Below are 18,458 nucleotides of genomic sequence, written 5' to 3' on the forward strand. Positions count from 1 at the left end.
GCCGTGGCGCACACGTCCATGGCGGGCACCCGTGTGATGCTCGCCCCGGAGTGAGAGGCCACAGAGATGATGATGGACCTAGCAGACAAAGCCGTGTGAACGAGCTTACACTGGACAGTAAGGGAGTCAATCTGACCACCCATCACCGCACCGATGTCGCCCTACTTCAGCCCGGAGGGTCACGTCGTCGCCCTGGAAGCAAGGAAACTTATGAAACTGTCTGAGGCCGTTGTGCTACTTGAACGCGAAATCGCCGAGGTTGACAAACTGTTCCAAGACATCCCCGACGAGCAGTGGCGACAAGCTACCGTTAGTCAGGGGTGGACCGTTGCCGACCAATTAGGTCACTTAGTGTGGACCGATCAGCTCTGTCTGTCGGCCATCGACAACGACGAGCGCTTTCAACAGGTGGTGGCGCTGGCTCAAGGTAGTGACCCAGAGGCGTTCACCAAGCACGTTGATGCTGAAGCCCACCGACTAGCTGAGCAGGAGCCTGCCGAGCTGCTGAATCAGTGGACGACAACTCATCACGAATTACTGACCCGCTTGAAAGAATACGGCGACGATCAGGAGACGAAAATCGCCTGGCTGGCCCGCCCCATGAGCCCCACCAGCATGGCCCAGGCTCGCACGATGGAGCTCTGGGCCCACAGCTTGGACATCTACGACGCTGTGGGGTGGACCAAGCCCCGCAACGAAGCCGAAGCTTCGGTTGCCGAGCTCGGTGTGAAGACCCGTGACTTCGCGTTCACGTTGCACGGCCACACGCCACCGCAGGAGCCAATTTATGTCCAGCTGTCCTTACAGGTCGGCCCTGACCTGAGTTTTGGTGACCCTGATGCCGAGAACCGCGTTATTGGTTCCGCCTGGGGTTTCTGCGCGGTAGTTACGCAGCGTCGACACTTTGCCGATGCCGACCTCAGCATCGAGGGTGAGACCGCAAAGCTGTGGATGCAGATCGCCCAAGCCTTTGCCGGTGCTGCGACCACCGGACCGGAACCAGGGGAACGGCTATCTCCGGCTGATCTGGAAGACTAGCCCGCTGTCTGAGTCGCTCACGCGCACACGCGACCTCTCACACGCGGGCCACAACGGAGACGCGGGCTGGCGAGGTGTCGTTAATCTCGTTAAAGACGCAGAAATTTTTACGCTTTTCGCATGAATACGGCGTCCGGGGCGCGATGCCCCTTTACCAAATCGGTTTTCCGGTGTTTGCTGGAACCATGAGCAAATACGCAGTCACTAACCCCAACACGGGTGAAGTTGAGAAGACTTTCGACTCACTGACCACCGAAGAGATTCCCGTCATCATTGACACGGCCTATCAGGCCTACGAATCCTGGTCCCAGACCGACCTGAGCAAGCGTGCTGAGATTCTGAACCGGTTCGCAGATCTCCTGGATGAACGTGCCGAAGAGCTGGCGCACATCATCGGGCGTGAAATGGGCAAGCCACTCCCCCAAGGCAAGGCGGAGGTCGATAAGGTTGCCCGCACGGCCCGCTGGTTTGCCAAGCACTCCGCAGAGTTCTTGGAGACCACCGAATTGCCGGATGCTCCCGTGGCGGACCGTACCTACGTCAAGCACGACCCGCTCGGTGTGCTGTTGGGCATCATGCCGTGGAACTTCCCGTATAACCAGATCGCTCGGTTCGTGTTGCCGAACCTAATGGTGGGTAACACCATTTTGATGAAGCAGGCTTCGATCTGTCCTGAGTCCTCGCAGATGTTCCAGACCCTGCTGGAAGAAGCTGGACTGCCCCAGGGTGTGTACACCAACATCTACCTGAACTCTTCCGACACCGAAGAAGTGCTGAAAGACTTCCGTGTCAAGGGCTTCTCCCTGACCGGTTCAGAAAGTGCCGGCGCGTCGGTGGCCTCCGTGGCAGCCAAATACTACAAGCGCTCGGTGCTGGAGCTGGGCGGTAACGACCCGGCCGTGGTGCTAGACACCAACGATGTGGACGCCCTGGCCAAGAAGCTGGTTGGTATTCGCACCTCGAACGCCGGCCAGGTCTGCACCTCCCCGAAGCGGATGATCGTGGTCAAGGAGCTGTACGACGACTTCGTCGCCGCTGCCGAAAAGGCGCTGGCTGATGTCAAGGTCGGCCCCTACGACGATCCCGAGACCGACATGGGCCCGCTCTCCTCGGTACAGGCCCGTGACGAGGTCCTCGAACAGATTCACAACGGTGTCGCCGACGGCGCAACCCTACGCTTCGGTGGCGAAAAGCTGGATCGCCCCGGCGCCTGGATGTCCCCGGCGTTGCTGACCGATATTGATCCGCACTCCACGCTGGGTCAAACCGAAGTTTTCGGACCGGCCGTGATGATCTTTAAGGCCGAGGACGAAGAAGATGCCCTGCGCATCGCTAATTCCACCGAGTACGGCCTGATGTCTTCGGTCTGGACTCAGGACCCCGAGAAGGGTCGCGAGTTCGCCGAGCGGATCAACGCCGGTATGTGCCTGGTGAACGCTCACCAAGAGTCCAGCCCCGAGTACCCCTTCGGCGGTATTAACCGCTCCGGTTACGGTCGTGAAAACGAACGGTGGGCACTGCAGGGCTTCACCAATGAACGTCTGGTGCGTATCCACAACGAACACTAAGAACCGCGCTCATCTGGTGTCCTAGACAGATCCCGTTGAGGCCCGTGATCTGCCCCATCGTGAGGGCGTTCATGGGCCTCAACTGTGTCTCCAGTCCCTCCCCGCGCCACCCGCCTGATGCCAGGGTGCAGAAATATGACAGTCGACATGACCCTGCGGGTGCACACACGACGAAACCAGAGTAAGATGACCCTCATGTTCCGGGGGTCGGTGAGAATCCGAACCGGCGGTGACAGTCCGCGAACCTCGCACCCGCGAGGCCGACTCGGCGAAATTCCGAGACCGACGGTGATGCGCCTCAGGCGCGAGTCCGGATAAAAGGAACACGATGATTGCAACAAAGGCACCCGTTATGTTGGGGTTGCCTTCCCTCGGTGCATACCGGCTCACCGAGCCGGGAATCATGATCAGAGAAGATGATGAACACCGAGAACTCTTTCTCCACGGTAGCACGCACCCACAGGCGGATAGCGCTGGATCGTGCCTTCCAAATCGCCCGCTTCGGCCCGGCCGACACCGACAACCCACAGGTGGGGTGTGTGCTGATCGATCCCGCCGGCCGAATCCGGGCCGAGGGGTGGCATCGTGGTGCTGGAACCGACCACGCTGAAGTGGACGCACTCAGGCAACTACCTGCTTCCTGGGCCGACCGTGGCCACGAGCTCACCGCCGTCATCACGCTAGAACCCTGCCACCACACCGGTCGTACCGGCCCGTGTGCCCAGGCACTGCTCGAGGCCGGGATTGCCACAGTGGTCTACGCGATGGACGATCCCACCCCCACCGCACGCGGGGGCGCAGACTTCTTGACCAGCCACGGTGTGCAAGTTATCGGACCGGTCGATCCCGTCACCGGATACCGCCTGTTGGGCACCTGGCTGGCCCGCACACTCCCCCGCCCGCAGATCACGGCGAAGTGGGCGCAATCTTTAGACGGTCGAATAGCCGCAACCGATGGCACCAGTCAGTGGATCACCGGTCCGACAGCACGCGCTGATGCGCACCGTCGTCGCGCCGCGGCCGACGCCATCCTGGTCGGCACCGGAACCGTGCTGGCCGATGATCCCGCTCTCACCGCTCGTACCGCGCAGGGAGAGCTCTTGGTGCCCGCCGACGAGCAACCGGTGCCGATCGTGCTCGGCTCACGGGATATTCCCGATACGGCAGCCGTGCACCGTAGCCCTGCTCTGGCAGCTCGCGGACTGCATTCCGCCGTGCGCCTCACACCGCAACACCCGGGTGAACTGCTGCTCGAATTCGCTTCCCTGCGGGATCAGGGCATCACCAGCGTGCTGGTTGATGGGGGACCACGCGTGATCTCCTCCCTGATCCGGGAACACCTCGTGGATGAATTCCTGATTTACACCGCACCGGTGCTACTGGGAGGACCGCGCACTGCCCTGGACGATATCGGCGTCACCAGCCTGGAGCAGGCACCCCCGCTGATCATCCACGAGCGCCACCAGCTGGGTGCGGATCACGTGACGATCGCAACTCCCGCCCCATACGTCATACCATCAACCACAGAAGAACACCACCCAATCGCTTACTCACCTGACAGGAGGCCCTGATGTTTACCGGACTGGTGGAAGACCTCGGAGAGGTCCTCGATCTCACCCCCGATGGAGATGGCCAACGCTTGCGCGTCCGCTCCACGCTGGTGGCATCCGATGCCAGCCACGGGGACTCGATTGCCGTCAACGGCGTGTGTTTGACCATCGTTGACCACACCGACACCGAGATCAGCCTGGACGTGATGGCCCAAACTCTGGCCGTTACCGGGCTGGGCAACTTAGGCGCCGGGGCTCCGGTGAATCTGGAGCGGGCCCTGCGGGCGGATGCCCGACTCGGTGGGCATGTGGTCCAGGGCCACTGCGATGCCCGCGCAGTGGTCGCCGAAATCCACCCTGGCCAGCAATGGCGCAAGATCCGGTTCGCACTACTCGGGGATGCGGCGACCACAACGGTTGCCCCACTGATCGTGGATCGAGGATCGATCACCGTCGACGGCGTTTCCCTGACCGTTTCCGCCGTGTCAGGACCGGCTGAAACGACTCCCTGGTTTGAGGTCTCGCTGATCCCCGAAACCTTGCGAGCCACCACGCTGGGGCAACTCGGCCCCGGGGACGCGGTCAACCTCGAGACCGATGTTCTAGCCCGGCACCTAGCGCGCCTGGCCCAATTCGACCGCTCACTCATCGTCCCCTTCGACCGCACCTCAGCCAACTGAGGTATCACCCTATCGTTCTGAACGGAGGCATCTGTTGTCCTTAGCATCCATTGACGAGGCGGTCACCGCCTTAAAAGCAGGCCGGCCGGTTATTGTCGCTGATGATCAAGACCGCGAAAATGAGGGCGATGTCATCATTTCCGCCCAGCTGGCTACCCAGGAGTCGATCGCCTGGGCAGTCAAACATTCCTCGGGGTTGCTGTGCGCACCGATGACGCGCGAGATCGCCGATCGGTTAGATCTGCCGATGATGGTCGAGCACAGTCAGGATCCCCAAGCCACCGCCTATACCGTCACCGTCGATGCCACCGAAGGAATCACGACCGGGATTTCAGCCCATGACCGGATGACCACATTCCACCGGCTGGCCGACCCCTGCGGTGTGCCAGCAGACCTGACCCGTCCCGGGCATGTGCTCCCCTTACGTGCCGTGGACGGTGGGGTGCGGGTCCGCCCAGGCCACACCGAGGCCTCGGTGGAATTAATGAAGCTGGCCGGCCTGGCCCCGGTGGCGGTCATTGCCGAAATTGTCGCCGATGACGGTGAGATGATGCGTCTGCCGCAGCTACAAGAACTCGGTGCTGCCGAACAGGTTCCGGTGACCACGATCGAGAAGCTGATTGATTACCTCAATGAGCGCGATCCCCGCCATGCCACTGACGCCTCCCAGCACTTGCAGTCGGGCACCTCACCAGTACAGCACCGCGCCCACCGCCGGGTCTCGCTACTGGCCGACACGCTGGTCCCCACGATCCACGGTGATGTCCGGATCAAGGCCTATCGGGATCGCCAGCAGGGCATTGACCATTTGGCGGTGACAGCCCCGGGTTCGGCCAACGCCGAAGACCGGCGCGACGTCCCGTTAGTGCGAGTCCATTCCGAGTGCATTACCGGTGAGGTCTTCGGCTCGCTGAAGTGTGAATGTGGTCCGCAACTCGATGCCTCTCTAGCGCAGATCCACGCCGAGGGCGGCGCAGTAATTTATCTGCGCGACCACGAAGGGCGCGGTATTGGACTGGCCAACAAACTGCGGGCCTATGCCCTGCAGGAACAAGGACTGGATACCGTGGAGGCCAATCTTCAGCTGGGCTTACCAGCCGATGCCCGCAATTACGAGGTGGCTGCCGAGATCCTGGCCGAGCTCGGTATGACGCGGGTGCGACTGTTGACGAATAATCCCGAGAAGGTCGCTCAGCTCACCAGCGAAGGTATTACCGTCGTCGATACCGTGCCCCTGGTGGTCAACATCCATGACACTAATGTCCAATACATGCGCGATAAACGCGACAAGATGGGCCATACACTCCCCCAGACCTTGACCATCACGACCAACACCCAGTCTGTGACGACCGCCGGAGTTTCCTCGGCGCAATCCGTAGGTCCCGCCACAGATCAGAGTACAGAGAGGAACCTGTCCGCATGAGCTCTGCAGGAGCGCCCCAGCTTTCCGTGAATGCTGAGGGTCTTAACGTAGCCATCGTCGCCGCCAGTTGGCATCACCACGTCATCTCGACCATGCAACAGGAGGCAATCACGACCATCATCGAGTCCGGGGCCGAAGCGGAAACTTTTACCGTGGCCGGCTCCTTCGAACTTCCCCTGGCTACCCAGGTTGCCTTAAGGACGGGATTTGATGCCGCGGTTTGTCTTGGGGTCATCGTCCGTGGAGAAACTCCGCACTTCGACTATGTCTCCAGTGCTGTCACACAGGGGCTCACCCGGGTCCAGCTCGATACCGGCAAACCCGTCGGATTTGGGGTATTGACTGTAGACAACGAGCAACAAGCCTGGGATCGTTCGGGAGCAGCCGGGGCGCGCGAGTCCAAAGGCCGAGAAGCTGCTGAAGCTGCTTTGCACCTGGCCCGGGCAGTGCAAAAGATCACGACCGGTCGTAGTTCGTCATGACGCCAAGAGGAGTCGCGGTGAGAGTACTCATCGAATCACGAGGGGGTTCACCGGAGACCCGGTAGCGCGGTGAATCTTCAGTGGCGCGGCAGTGTAGAGAAAGTCGTACTTACCGTCAGCGTGACATTTCTCTGCCAGCTCTTCGAGGTCGCAAATTTCGGTAAAAACAACCCCCAGGTTGCGCATCAGCGCATTATGTAGCACCAAAGCAACCCCGGTGGCAGGATCGAACGTGACCTCGTTACCAATCAAATCGGTCACCAAATTGGGGATCTCCATCTCATGGAACCACTCCACAAGATCCGGAGAATAAGCCAAGCCCGGTTCGCAAAAATCCTCATAGAACGACTCCCCCTCATCGTGGAACCGTTGGAGGTAATTGGTACGGATGACCACGATGTCGTGCTTCTCGAGCGTGATGTTCTGATGTTCTGCACAAGCTAAAAGCTCCTCGTGGTCGAAGGTTTCCCCGGCATCGAGTGATTCCACGCCTCGATACCGAGCTATGTCGAGAAGGACTCCTCGCCCCACCACACCACGTTGCGCAATGGGGGCGACGCTCGCTTTATCTAAACCACCAACCGTGGTGCGTGCATCGTAGCCATTCCACAGCGTTCCGTCGTACCAGACGTGTCCCAGAGCGTCGTACTGGGTTGATCCCTGCAAGAACGCCAACATTTTGTCATCGGCATAGTGCATACCGCCGGGGAACTCTGGCCCCGTGCCAACATCCCAGGACGACTCATCGGTAATCATCTCTAGCTTGGCTGGTTCGCGCCCTGGGAAAACCGGGTCGCCTTTCGGATCACCAATCATGCGTTGCAGGGTGAGAACCTCGCCCTCCGACACAGCTTTGATACCCCGGAGCACCTCATCTCTGGTGAGAAAATTCAGGGCGCCCACCTCATCGTCCGCACCCCAACGTCCCCAATTCTTCGGAGCATTCGCTAGTAGTTCTCTCAGTTCTGGCACATGTGGCATCTGAATTCGTCCTATCTATCCCCGTCGCGAAAGAGGTTTTGACCTCCACCTCACCCGATTCAATGTGGCGTACATCATAGTTACACGCGAACGGCGAGCGCAAGATTCGCACGGTCCAGAATGGACTTCGCGAGGCACCTTGGCGTGTTCTTGTAGCAACCCCAGGGTGAAGTGTTACTGCAGCCTTGCCTAACGCCCCCAATTCCAGCTTTCGCGGATACTAGCCGTACCCCGTGTTGACGATTCCGACAACCCGTCGGCGCTAACGGAAGCCTGGCGGAAGAACGGAGCACACCGAAGATAACGACGACCAGGACGGTAACCCTATGGGCACCGACAGGTTAGCCTTCGGACAACAAATCATGGCACGTTTCCGGCGGCAGAACCCGCCGAGCGCAGTAAGGAAGACGGTCAGCGCGACGCCACGTTCTCCGATGAGTCACCAATCCGGGCTACACCGATGGGAGAGGAGGAACAACGAACCCATTCAACCCCAGACAGAGAAAACATCCGTGTCGAAGATACCTTGTAGAACGTTCCGACCACCGATGAGTAATCCTCCACTTTCCCCACCGTCAACGATAGTGCTAACCCCGGTTTCTAGTACCCGAGAATCCGCTCATGCCACTCGTACTTCCGCGCCACGATGAGTCGATGATCCTTAACTAACCGAAATGAAATAATTAACCGATAGTTAATGATTAGTTACCACATAGCTAACAATAACCAGATGGCGCCGACCCTCCGGATCAAAAGTCAAATAATGAAACGTACAGGATACCGAACGCCTCAAGGTCGGAACGCGCGCACCCGGCGTCAGAAATGAGAATAATATTCTTCGGTTAAAAAAGATTGCACAGCCACCCTAAAAGTCAAAAAATATCATCCTGACTAGCCAGTTTGCCGGAGACTGCCTGACCAGAATCGAAGCTACATCCCTGCGATACCGCCGAAGTTTGACAAAAAGCCCTTGTACCTCCCACGAGGTGCTTATACCCTTGATTTTGAGTTCGAGCCAAAGTCTTGACTCGAGAGGGTCGCTCAGCCTCCGGGTAGTTCATTCCCTCAATTCTTTTAGGCACAACTTCATTCCACTAAGGAGAGCCCCATGTCCACCTCATCCAAAAAGAGCGTTCTGGCGACAATCGTCGGATTCGGATCCGCAACTGCGCTGTCTTGTGGCCTGATGATCAGCCCGGCTATCGCTGACCCCAATGAGCCCGGCAACGGTGGACAATTGCCCATCGACGACCCAACCGACCAGCCCACCGACGACCCAACCGACGACCCAACCGACCAGCCCACCGACGAACCCACCGACGACCCAACCGACCAGCCCACCGACGAACCCACCGACGACCCAACCGACGACCCCACCGACCAGCCCACCGACGACCCAACCGACGAACCCACCGACGAGCCGTCGCCTACTGATACGGAACTGCCGGATACCTGTGATGTGTGGATCGTTGATTCAGCCGGCAGTGGCCCACGCGAAGACAACACCCTGGCCCAGGGTGAAACCTTGTCCGGCGTCGATTTCGCCGGCGTAGGCCTGGAACCCGGATCCCAGTACACCTGGGCAGTCTCCACTGACTCAGACGTCGACAACGCTGAGTTCTCGGATCAAGCCGACGAAGAAGGATTCTTCGCCTTCAATCTGGGCCAAGAGACCCGTAACGAAGACGAGGCACCCGGGGAAGGAACCCAGACCGCACTGGCCACTGGCGACTACACCGTAACTGTTGACGGCACGCAGGGCAACGGAGAACCAGCCAAAGACTGCACCGTCAACTTCACCGTCGTGGCAGATAAAGACGGCTCTGGCGCCGACAACGGCTCGGACTCCGACGACAAGGGCTCTGGCAACAAAGGCTCTGGCGACAAGGGCTCTGGCGACAAGGAAGTTGTAGCCGCAGGTTCCGGTCAGCAGAGTGGCGGAGACACCCTGGCTAACACCGGTGCCACCGCCGGCGTACTCGCCGGAGCTGGCGCTCTGGCTGTTGCCGGTGGTGCAGCTGCACTCATCGCAGCACGTCGCCGCGCTCACTCCTAAAACACAAATAAAATAGGTCGGCCTAAACCGACCCTGCAACAAAGCAACTCACAAATATTGATGGGGCAGGTCATAGCAGACCTGCCCCATCAATATCGACGCCATCTTGAATCCAAAAAACCGACAATAGACTGGCCATGCCATTCAAGTAGTCGTTTGTACATGTACAGGGTGCCAAGACTCCGGCTCTATTCTTCCAACCATGCCAGCCACGCCTCGCCGAGGTCACGCACTGTTCTAGCGTCCTTGACCGCCTGTGCTTCTTCAACCTGTCGCTGAGCCTTTCGCTGTTGCTTCAGTTTGGCCGGGGGAACGAAAACACCCATAGCTTTCTGTTCCTTAGCTATCTCAAGAGCTTTCTCTGCGTCCTGACGCCGATCAAACTGACCTATCTCATACTGCACACCTAAGTAGCTCATTCTGACCCTGTACTTACCTCGCCTGAACGTGATCCCTCGAGGTAGCTTCTCAGGTCGTGCCATGTCCCTATGTCCTGTCCCTAGTTTTAGGGTATTTTGGCGCATATCCTGGAACAACCTGAGATAAGCCAATTCCACTAATTTCCTTTGTTTGCAACGAAAAACCCCGGAAACTCAACGGTTCCCGGGGTCGTACGCGGAGGATAGGGGATTTGAACCCCTGAGGGCTGTTAACCCAACACGCGTTCCAGGCGTGCGCACTAGGCCGCTATGCGAATCCTCCTTGAGCTCTCACTCGAACACATGCCGTCTTCGTGCAAGAGCAGGTTCAAGCATAGCTGAAATCATGACACGTTTTCAAAATGCGCACCGACAGTGCCTGAATGACTCCTGCGCCCGGCTCTTGTCATGACCTGATACGATGGGTCACGGCTCCTCACGTGGTGTCATCTTTCTGAACTCCCCCAGGACAGGAATGTAGCAAGGGTAGGAAGGCTCTGGCAGGTACGTGAGGGGCCTTTTTGTTATAACTTCTAGGCTAGGCTGCAGTCTCGCCCTTGTTCCGCGCCCGCTTAGCCCACGGCTCTTGATCGGTGGGTGTACCCAGGTTGAAGACAACGGTCACGACGAGACCGAGCACCAATCCAAAGACCAGGGCCAATAAGAAGTTAAAGTCGACAGTGAACATAAAGGCGAACAACACACCGGTCCAGACTCCAGCGAACAATCCGGGGGTAGACAAGTACTTCATCACATTCCTCTTGATCCGAAAGCTGTTGTGACCACTACGTACTCCTATTATCTCATGCCCCCGTTCCTGAAGTTCTCGCGCTAACTCAGAATTGCCAGCAACTGCTGACCCGGTTCCAAGGGTCCTCACATATTCGCATCTTAGACTGGAACCAGCGCCTCCAAGGTGTGAGTGATGAGTGATAGTGATCGGCCCGGATACTCCCCCAAGTATCCGGGCCGATTCTTTGACTCAACAGACTGCGTTCGACCATGAGCTATCCACGGCCAGACATCCACGACCAGACCGTTCACAATCCCGGTCTAGCCCGTAACCGGCGAGTTATCCAGCCACGCCATCGCCGTCCATCCAACATTGTCTCAGCACATGTGCCCCACGGCGTGAGGGGAACAGCTTAGCGTGGCGCAGCAGTTTCGAGGTTCTCTCCGACTCTCCACCGCGCGCCGGTAGATCGCCCACATTGCGTGCTCTTTTACAACGAAGCACTCTTCGCGGTAGCAAAAGATCGTCAGATTCCCAGATTCCTTTAACCTTGACTCAAGCCTCTTCACATTTAAGCCCCTTAGAGTTGATATCAACCTCTTCAAGGTGTGAGTGATGAGAGGTGGCCCGGATGCGATACCATCCGGGCCACTTTTTTGTTGCGCAAATTCAAACAACACGACAAGCCGCATTACCACAGCCTCGTGACATATGGTGAAAATCACTTACACTAGTCAGCGGGGCATGGGCTCTGCAAAGCGCCAAGCTCACCCCCGAAAGAGCTCAACCAAGGGAGAAAAAGCCGTGACGGTAGTCGAAGATCTCAAAGCGAACATGACGTTGCCAGTCATCGGTGCACCCCTGTTCATTATTTCGAATCCGAAACTGGTCATTGAACAGTGTCGCAATGGCGTTATCGGATCGTTTCCAGCCTTGAATGCCAGGCCACAGGAACAGTTTGAGGTCTGGCTTGACGAGATCGAAACGACACTGGCTTCCCTCAAAGAACAAGAGCCAGAACGTCGCATTGCTCCTTATGCGGTGAATTTGATCGTCCACCCCACGAACAAGCGCCTCCAGGACGATCTTGGCGTCTGTGTCAAGCACCGAGTTCCGATCGTGATCACGTCTTTGCACGCTCCCACCGAGGTCGTCAAAGTAGTCCACGACTATGGAGGATTAGTTTTCCACGATGTCACCACCGTTCGGCACGCACGTAAAGCTATCGAGGCCGGCGTCGATGGGCTGATCCTGGTCTGTGCAGGTGCGGGTGGTCACGCAGGAGCTACCAGCCCGTTTGCTTTGGTCCCTGAAATTCGTCGTTTCTACGACGGGCCGATTGCACTGTCCGGTTCTGTTGCCTCCGGACAATCTATTCTCACCGCCGAAGTGCTGGGCGCAGATTTTGCCTATGTCGGCACGAAGTTCATTGCTGCCACGGAAGCGAACGTGCCCGATGCGTATCAGCAGATGGTGCTCGATTCTGCTGCCGCAGATGTCGTCTACACCTCGGCTTTCACGGGCGTTGCCGGAAACTACCTGAAGCCCAGTATCACCGCTGCCGGCCTAGACCCCGACCACCTGGCTGAACGAGACTCCTCCACAATGGATTGGAATGACGGTGGCGCGAAAGCCTGGAAAGATATCTGGGGTTCCGGCCAAGGCGTGGGACAAATTGACGCCGTGGCGCCGGCCGCATCCATCATCGGCGCCCTCGCCGAGCAGTACCACCAGCACAAAGCACTGGTGGCACAGCAACTTAGTGAGTAACCACGTGATTACCCGAGTTTGTTGACAATCTCGCGGTTAAAGGCGTCCAGATCTGCCGGAGTGCGCGAGGAGATGAGCTTGCCATCGACGACAACCTCCTCGTCCACCCAGGTTGCCCCGGCGTTGCGCAGATCGGTTTTCAGTGAGGGGAAGCTCGTGAGCTTCCGACCCTGGAGTACCTCAGCATCGGTCAGAATCCATGCGCCGTGGCAAATTGCGGCCACGAGTTTGTTCTGGTCGAAAAACCCGCGAGTGAAAGCCACAGCGTTTTCATCCAGACGGATCGCATCAGCATTGCCGGTGCCACCCGGTAGAACGAGAGCATCGAAATCCTCTGCCTTCGCCTGGGCCACCTCAAGGTCAACCGGCTGGGCGTGGGCACCTTCTTTACCGGATACTTCCTGCTGCTTCGGAGAAACCAGCACGGGCTCAGCCCCTGCTTCGGCTACAGCTTTCCAGGGTTCCGTCAATTCTGAAGGCTCATAGTTGTCAGTGACCAAAAAAGCAACACGCTGTGCCACGAGAATCAGTGACTCCTTTCGCGACGTTGTTCACGATATCCCGATGGATTGTCGATGCATTTGTCGTGCAGGTTTGAGATCCTGTTGCTCCCTTTTAACGCAAGTACTTCTCGACGGTCTCGTCAAGGGGATACGATCGATGCGGATTCGGTCAGCTACACACTTTTGGCTGACAGCGACTAAGGTGTACTGATGTGACCACCGCCTTATACCGTCGCTACCGTCCGGACACATTTGATGATGTGATCGGTCAGGAACATGTGACCGAGCCGCTGAAGAACGCGCTGAGCAAAAATAAGGTCAACCACGCCTATCTGTTCTCCGGTCCACGCGGTTGTGGCAAGACCACCTCGGCCCGTATTTTGGCCCGTTGCTTGAACTGTGTCCAGGGGCCCACGCCGGTGCCCTGTGGCGAGTGCGATTCCTGTCGCGAGCTAGCCACCGGTGGTCCGGGCTCCCTGGACGTGATCGAGATTGACGCGGCCTCTCACGGCGGTGTAGATGATGCACGTGACCTGCGGGAACGTGCGACGTTTGCTCCCACCCGGGACCGCTACAAGATCTTTATTGTCGACGAGGCACACATGGTCTCCTCTGCTGGTTTCAACGCGCTGTTGAAGATCGTGGAGGAACCACCCGAGCACATCAAGTTTATTTTTGCCACCACCGAGCCAGATAAGGTCATCGGCACCATCCGCTCGCGGACTCATCACTACCCGTTCCGACTGGTTCCCCCCGAACCGCTGATGAACTATCTGGAGTCGCTGGCCGGACTCGAACACATTGCGATTGCGCCCGGAGTCTTATCCTTGGTGGTTCGAGCCGGTGGCGGTTCAGTGCGCGACACGCTCTCGGTACTCGACCAGCTCATTGCCGGAGCCACCGAGGAAGGCGTCAGTTATGAGCTCGCTGTGAACCTGTTGGGGTTCACCCCCGAGTCCTTATTAGATGATGTCGTCGATTCCCTGGCAGCCCAAGACTCCGAAACGTCCTTTCAAGTCATCGACCGGGTGATCCAATCCGGGCAGGACCCGCGTCGCTTCGTGGAAGATCTCCTGGAACGGTTGCGCGACGTGGTAATCGTCAAAGCCATGGCCGAGAATGCTGGAAGTGTGTTGCATGGCGTCTCTGAGGACCAGATCCGTCGCCTTAATGCCCAAGCCGCCCAGATGGGAGCCGCTGAGCTTTCGCGAGCCGCGGACATCACCGCAAAGGCCCTGACTGAAATGGTCGGGGCAACCTCGCCCAAACTTCACCTGGAGCTGTTGGTCGCGCGACTGATGTTGCCCTCGATCGATGAGACCCAGCAGGGCCTGGCTGCCCGGATTGAACGCATTGAGCGCCGTTTGGACTACGGCGCAGCGCCCCCTGCTGCCCCAACCGGGGCAGTTGAGTCGACAGCTAGCGGTGCATCCGCCACTGCGGCCACTGCTGGCAATACCACCACCTCTGGGGCCGCCCTGGCGCGGGCTACTCTGCGCGGGAATGCCGGCGACGAGCAACAACCGGAACCTGCTCCCAGCGACCAACCCCAGCAGTCGGAACCACCACAAGCGCCACCCCAGCACACTCAGCCGGACCAGTCGGCTGAGCCGCGTCAGCCCAGCCCGGACCAAGGCAGTTCCCGGGTGGAAATGGTTCGTCGCGCGTGGCCGGAGGTGATCAACTATCTCGAACAACATTCACGCCTGATGTGGATGACATTTAAAGACAACGCGGGCATTGCCGGCTTTAATGGCACCACGTTGACGATCGGCTTCCGGAATGACGGGGCCAAGCACACCGCCCAAAAGCGTGGTGGTGAACAGATCATTGCCCAGGCCTACCAGCAGATTCTGGGCCTTGAACCTCAGGTGGACTTAGTGGTCGGATCAGATACGGCCACCCCATCGGTTGCGGCCCCCAACTCCGGCGGTAGTGGTGGCGGTGGTGCCGACCCAAAAGCTGAAAGCCGCCCGACGCCGGCGGCAGAGACCCCAGCAGTGACGTCCACCGAGGTCTCTGCGCCCCCGGCGCCACAGACTCCCACGCGATCTGCTCCAGCGCGCGAGTCGGGCCAGGAACCTCCGTCCGCAGAGACTGGTCAGAACGAGCGCCCCGGGGCGCCGGACCAGACGCCTGTGCACACCGGATCGGCCGTCTCCGACTACCAGCCCAGTGCCGAAGAACTTGCTGAACTCGCCGAAGACGAGCAGGCCCCTGTGGCCTGGGACGAAATACCCGACGAGGGTGAGACATCCCCCGCACCTCACCAGTCCCCACAGCAGCAACCCGCCCCCGCACCGCCACAGGCAACTCAGTCCGCCTCCGAGCCGGTTGCTGAGGACGGCTACGCCGGATTCATCCCTACCCCAGATCCAGCCACCAAGCCCAAGGTCCCTTTCTTCGCCAAACCCGAGGCTGAACTTCGCGCAGAGTTCCAGGAACGTTTCGGGGATTTGATCCCGACCTATCCCCCCAAGACCCCCGATTCCTCTACGCCGAGGCAAGATTCAGCCTCTCCTGCTCCGCCGAGCGCTCACGCGCCAGACACCAATCGCCCCGGCACCCAGAACACCACCGATACTGACCCCGGCTCCGCAGAGACCACCACTACACCCCAGGCTGCGGAATCCGCGCCCGGTGAAGACACCCAAAACTCTTCCCGGCCGTCAATGTTCCAGCAGATGATGAACCAGTACCGGAAAAACACGGCACATAACACCGTCGCGTCTTCCCCGGTCCATCCCCCCGCTCCTTCACCGCAACAGCACCCCCACCAGGACCCGAGCGATCGCCACCCCGAACCAGCCACTCACGACGAGCCGGCACCAGTAGCCTGGAACGAAGAGGTTGCCAGCGAGGATGACGTTCTCGTTGAGGACTCCGGCCTTGTCGGACGCCCGGTGCTAGAGCGCATCCTCAACGCCCGGCTCGTGGAAGAACTCAACCCCGACGGCACTCCGAAGTTCTCATCCTGATCGCTTACCACCAGCTCAACCAAAGAAGGTCCCATCGTGTATGACGGCGCCATCCAAGACTTGATGGACGAACTGGGCCGACTACCCGGTATCGGCCCGAAGTCTGCCCAACGCATTGCCTTCCACATCTTGGAGGCCGATGCCGAGGAGATGCTGAAACTCGCCGATGCCATCCGCGTGGTCAAGGAAAAGATTCAACTCTGCTCGGTCTGTTTCAATGTCACCGAACACGAGATCTGCCCGATCTGCGCCGATGAGTCTCGTGATCGCGGACTGCTATGTGTGGTGGAGGAATCCCAGGATGTGCTGGCCATCGAGCGCACTCGCACCTTCCACGGTCGCTATCACGTTTTAGGCGGAGCGATTAACCCCATCGGTGGAGTGGGACCCGAGCAACTCCACGTCCGCGAGTTGCTCTCCCGACTACAAGACGACACCATCCAAGAGGTCATCATTGCCACCAACCCCAACTTGGAAGGCGAAGCCACCGCAACGTACCTGACTCGCATGCTCGCTGCCACCGGGATCACCATCTCCCGGTTGGCGTCGGGCTTGCCGGTGGGTGGAGATCTAGAATATGCCGATGAAGTCACGCTGGGCCGAGCCTTCGAAGGCCGCCGTCGCTTGGGAGAATCCCCCTCACAAGAGTGATACAGGTCATCACCTCGCATGTCTCAGCTCACAACTCAGCCACGAACATACCCCCAATTCGCAATATTTCACCCGTATCTGCTTAATTACACCTTTTTTCAGGTGCGCTGGGGTGGCATCCTCCGTACACTTAATGTCTTGTTAGCACGCACATCAATCGCGAAAGTTCTCAATGAGTCTTATCGTTCAAAAATACGGCGGCTCTTCGGTTGCCGATGCCAAATCCATCCAACGGGTAGCACGTCGTGTTGCCGACACCCAAAAATCTGGGAACCAAGTGGTCGTGGTGGTCTCCGCCATGGGAGACACCACCGATGACCTGCTGGACCTCGCCGATAAAATTTCTCGTCAAGCCCCAGTGCGCGAAATGGATATCCTCCTCTCGGCCGGCGAGCGCATTTCCATGTCCCTGCTGGCCATGGCCGTACACGAACGCGGTATCACGGCCCGTAGCTTCACCGGTTCTCAGGCCGGTATGCTCACCGACACCCAGCACGGGGATGCCCGGATCGTGCAGGTCAACCCCTACCGCATTAAAGAAGCCGTCGATGAGGGCGATGTTGCCATTGTGGCCGGTTTCCAGGGCATGAGCCCTGAATCCAAAGACATCACCACCATGGGACGCGGTGGTTCCGATACCACGGCGGTGGCTTTGGCGGCAGCATTGCGGGCCGACGCCTGCGAGATCTACACCGATGTTGATGGCGTGTACTCCGCAGACCCCCGCGTGGTGCCCACCGCGAAGAAAATCCACGAAATCTCCTCCGAGGAAATGCTGGAAATGGCGGCCTCAGGATCGAAGATCCTGCACTTGCGCTCGGTGGAATATGCCCGCCGCTTTGGTGTGAAACTCCACGTCCGCTCCTCATTTTCCCACCATCAAGGAACGTGGGTCATCCCCGATCCAGCCGATTCGATCCACCTGAAGGAAGGCGAACCCTTGGAACAACCCATCATTGCCGGTATTGCTCACGATCGATCCGAAGGTAAAGTCACCGTCATCGGTGTACCCGACGTGCCGGGTAAGGCCGCCGAGGTCTTCCACGTCGTGGCCAAGACCAACACCAATATCGATATGATCGTCCAGAACGTCTCGCGTGCCGGCTCCGGTCGTACCGATATTTCCTTCACCATCCCCAAGGATCAGGGCGACGAGGCATTGCGGGCCCTGCGCGAGGCGCAGGAGGACATCGGTTTCGAGGACACGCTGTTCAATAAGAACATCGGTAAGGTCTCCCTGGTCGGTGGCGGTATGCGCTCCAACCCCGGGATCTCCGCCCGGTTCTTCGACGCACTGCACAACGCCGGCGCCAACATCGACTTGATTTCGACCTCCGAGATCCGCATCTCGGTGATCACCGCTGCCGAGAAGCTCGATGACGCGATCAAGGCGATCCACACCGAGTTCGACCTCGACGCCGAAGAAGAAGCCACCGTCTACGCTGGCACCGGCCGCTAACACCGGTCCCGCCAGTGGCGCTAAGAGGTTAAGACCTCAACACAGCAAGACGTCACGGCAACTGACCACACGTGATGGCCGGTCCACCACCCCGGGTACTCACCCGGTGGCGGACCGGCCTGTTTCACTCCCGCGGGGGATGACCCACCTCGCAGTGATCTTCTAGA

General features: G+C 59.0%; 15 protein-coding genes, 1 tRNA gene, 1 other RNA gene and 1 riboswitch. Of the genes, 12 read left to right on the forward strand and 5 right to left on the reverse strand.

Annotated elements, in window-relative coordinates; genetic code table 11:
• Positions 1–210: 210 nt before the first annotated feature.
• The 6 genes from DCC27_RS07695 (at position 211) to ribH (ending at position 6,741) form a co-directional block, all read left to right on the forward strand.
• Positions 211–1,038 (forward strand): TIGR03084 family metal-binding protein, encoded by an 828-nt coding sequence (locus DCC27_RS07695; protein ID WP_158278411.1) that lies wholly within the window; start codon positions 211–213, stop codon positions 1,036–1,038.
• Positions 1,039–1,223: 185 nt separating this feature from the next.
• The gene (locus DCC27_RS07700; protein ID WP_110110784.1) at positions 1,224–2,606 is read left to right on the forward strand and encodes an aldehyde dehydrogenase family protein; all 1,383 of its coding nucleotides are present in this window, start codon (positions 1,224–1,226) and stop codon (positions 2,604–2,606) included.
• 192 nt (positions 2,607–2,798) lie between these two features.
• A riboswitch (FMN riboswitch) is annotated at positions 2,799–2,936 on the forward strand.
• 86 nt (positions 2,937–3,022) lie between these two features.
• A complete protein-coding gene (ribD, locus tag DCC27_RS07705) occupies positions 3,023–4,177 on the forward strand; it encodes a bifunctional diaminohydroxyphosphoribosylaminopyrimidine deaminase/5-amino-6-(5-phosphoribosylamino)uracil reductase RibD (RefSeq protein WP_110101231.1) in 1,155 nt (384 codons plus the stop codon).
• Positions 4,177–4,836: a riboflavin synthase gene (locus DCC27_RS07710; protein WP_110101232.1), complete on the forward strand. Its 660-nt coding sequence runs from the start codon at positions 4,177–4,179 to the stop codon at positions 4,834–4,836. The genes ribD and DCC27_RS07710 overlap by 1 nt, the downstream gene beginning before the upstream one ends.
• A 34-nt stretch (positions 4,837–4,870) precedes the next feature.
• Complete coding sequence (ribB, locus tag DCC27_RS07715; RefSeq protein WP_110101233.1) at positions 4,871–6,259, forward strand: 3,4-dihydroxy-2-butanone-4-phosphate synthase; 1,389 nt, start codon at positions 4,871–4,873, stop codon at positions 6,257–6,259.
• The gene (gene ribH, locus DCC27_RS07720; protein ID WP_110101234.1) at positions 6,256–6,741 is read left to right on the forward strand and encodes a 6,7-dimethyl-8-ribityllumazine synthase; all 486 of its coding nucleotides are present in this window, start codon (positions 6,256–6,258) and stop codon (positions 6,739–6,741) included. The genes ribB and ribH overlap by 4 nt, the downstream gene beginning before the upstream one ends.
• Positions 6,742–6,768: 27 nt before the next feature.
• Here ribH and DCC27_RS07725 read toward each other — a convergent pair whose 3' ends face one another.
• Positions 6,769–7,722, reverse strand: a complete 954-nt coding sequence (locus DCC27_RS07725; RefSeq protein ID WP_110101235.1) for a cyclase family protein — start codon at positions 7,720–7,722, stop codon at positions 6,769–6,771.
• Positions 7,723–8,830: 1,108 nt separating this feature from the next.
• On the opposite strand from DCC27_RS07725, the gene DCC27_RS07730 reads away from it, so the two are divergent.
• Positions 8,831–9,778: a PT domain-containing protein gene (locus DCC27_RS07730; protein ID WP_117328643.1), complete on the forward strand. Its 948-nt coding sequence runs from the start codon at positions 8,831–8,833 to the stop codon at positions 9,776–9,778.
• 188 nt (positions 9,779–9,966) lie between these two features.
• Here the strand turns inward: DCC27_RS07730 and DCC27_RS12225 are convergent, their stop codons facing one another.
• Together DCC27_RS12225 and DCC27_RS07740 are read right to left on the reverse strand one after the other, a co-directional pair.
• The gene (locus DCC27_RS12225) at positions 9,967–10,104 is read right to left on the reverse strand and encodes a hypothetical protein (RefSeq protein ID WP_158524667.1); all 138 of its coding nucleotides are present in this window, start codon (positions 10,102–10,104) and stop codon (positions 9,967–9,969) included.
• A 290-nt stretch (positions 10,105–10,394) separates the two neighbouring features.
• A tRNA-Ser gene (locus DCC27_RS07740) sits at positions 10,395–10,480 on the reverse strand.
• A 144-nt stretch (positions 10,481–10,624) separates the two neighbouring features.
• Here DCC27_RS07740 and ffs point away from each other — a divergent pair.
• Positions 10,625–10,721, forward strand: an RNA gene (gene ffs / locus DCC27_RS07745) — signal recognition particle sRNA small type.
• 14 nt (positions 10,722–10,735) lie between these two features.
• Here ffs and DCC27_RS07750 read toward each other — a convergent pair.
• Positions 10,736–10,948, reverse strand: a complete 213-nt coding sequence (locus tag DCC27_RS07750; RefSeq protein ID WP_110101237.1) for a hypothetical protein — start codon at positions 10,946–10,948, stop codon at positions 10,736–10,738.
• 786 nt (positions 10,949–11,734) lie between these two features.
• Between DCC27_RS07750 and DCC27_RS07755 the strand changes: the two genes are divergently transcribed.
• Entirely contained in the window at positions 11,735–12,700 is a 966-nt protein-coding gene (locus DCC27_RS07755; RefSeq protein ID WP_246840064.1) for a nitronate monooxygenase family protein, read from the forward strand.
• An 8-nt stretch (positions 12,701–12,708) separates the two neighbouring features.
• On the opposite strand, the gene DCC27_RS07760 is transcribed toward DCC27_RS07755, so the two are convergent.
• The gene (locus tag DCC27_RS07760) at positions 12,709–13,230 is read right to left on the reverse strand and encodes a type 1 glutamine amidotransferase domain-containing protein (protein WP_110099914.1); all 522 of its coding nucleotides are present in this window, start codon (positions 13,228–13,230) and stop codon (positions 12,709–12,711) included.
• A gap of 185 nt (positions 13,231–13,415) precedes the next feature.
• On the opposite strand from DCC27_RS07760, the gene DCC27_RS07765 reads away from it, so the two are divergent.
• From DCC27_RS07765 to DCC27_RS07775, 3 genes are all read left to right on the forward strand, one after another.
• Complete coding sequence (locus DCC27_RS07765) at positions 13,416–16,181, forward strand: DNA polymerase III subunit gamma and tau (RefSeq protein WP_110101238.1); 2,766 nt, start codon at positions 13,416–13,418, stop codon at positions 16,179–16,181.
• A 36-nt stretch (positions 16,182–16,217) separates the two neighbouring features.
• The gene (gene recR, locus DCC27_RS07770) at positions 16,218–16,832 is read left to right on the forward strand and encodes a recombination mediator RecR (RefSeq protein WP_110099912.1); all 615 of its coding nucleotides are present in this window, start codon (positions 16,218–16,220) and stop codon (positions 16,830–16,832) included.
• 172 nt (positions 16,833–17,004) lie between these two features.
• Positions 17,005–18,291, forward strand: a complete 1,287-nt coding sequence (locus tag DCC27_RS07775) for an aspartate kinase (protein WP_110099911.1) — start codon at positions 17,005–17,007, stop codon at positions 18,289–18,291.
• Positions 18,292–18,458 lie beyond the last annotated feature (167 nt).

Source organism: Auritidibacter sp. NML130574 (assembly GCF_003185725.2).
Classification (GTDB): Bacteria; Actinomycetota; Actinomycetes; order Actinomycetales; family Micrococcaceae; genus Auritidibacter; species Auritidibacter ignavus.

What these genes read in the sequence shown, in the direction of transcription:
- DCC27_RS07695 (WP_158278411.1), top strand. Translation starts at nt 211, where the DNA reads ATGAAACTGTCTGAGGCCGTTGTGCTACTTGAACGCGAAATCGCCGAG.
- DCC27_RS07700 (WP_110110784.1), top strand. Translation starts at nt 1,224, where the DNA reads ATGAGCAAATACGCAGTCACTAACCCCAACACGGGTGAAGTTGAGAAG.
- ribD (WP_110101231.1), top strand. Translation starts at nt 3,023, where the DNA reads ATGATGAACACCGAGAACTCTTTCTCCACGGTAGCACGCACCCACAGG.
- DCC27_RS07710 (WP_110101232.1), top strand. Translation starts at nt 4,177, where the DNA reads ATGTTTACCGGACTGGTGGAAGACCTCGGAGAGGTCCTCGATCTCACC.
- ribH (WP_110101234.1), top strand. Translation starts at nt 6,256, where the DNA reads ATGAGCTCTGCAGGAGCGCCCCAGCTTTCCGTGAATGCTGAGGGTCTT.
- DCC27_RS07725 (WP_110101235.1), bottom strand. Translation starts at nt 7,722, where the DNA reads ATGCCACATGTGCCAGAACTGAGAGAACTACTAGCGAATGCTCCGAAG.
- DCC27_RS07730 (WP_117328643.1), top strand. Translation starts at nt 8,831, where the DNA reads ATGTCCACCTCATCCAAAAAGAGCGTTCTGGCGACAATCGTCGGATTC.
- DCC27_RS12225 (WP_158524667.1), bottom strand. Translation starts at nt 10,104, where the DNA reads ATGGGTGTTTTCGTTCCCCCGGCCAAACTGAAGCAACAGCGAAAGGCT.
- DCC27_RS07750 (WP_110101237.1), bottom strand. Translation starts at nt 10,948, where the DNA reads ATGAAGTACTTGTCTACCCCCGGATTGTTCGCTGGAGTCTGGACCGGT.
- DCC27_RS07775 (WP_110099911.1), top strand. Translation starts at nt 17,005, where the DNA reads ATGAGTCTTATCGTTCAAAAATACGGCGGCTCTTCGGTTGCCGATGCC.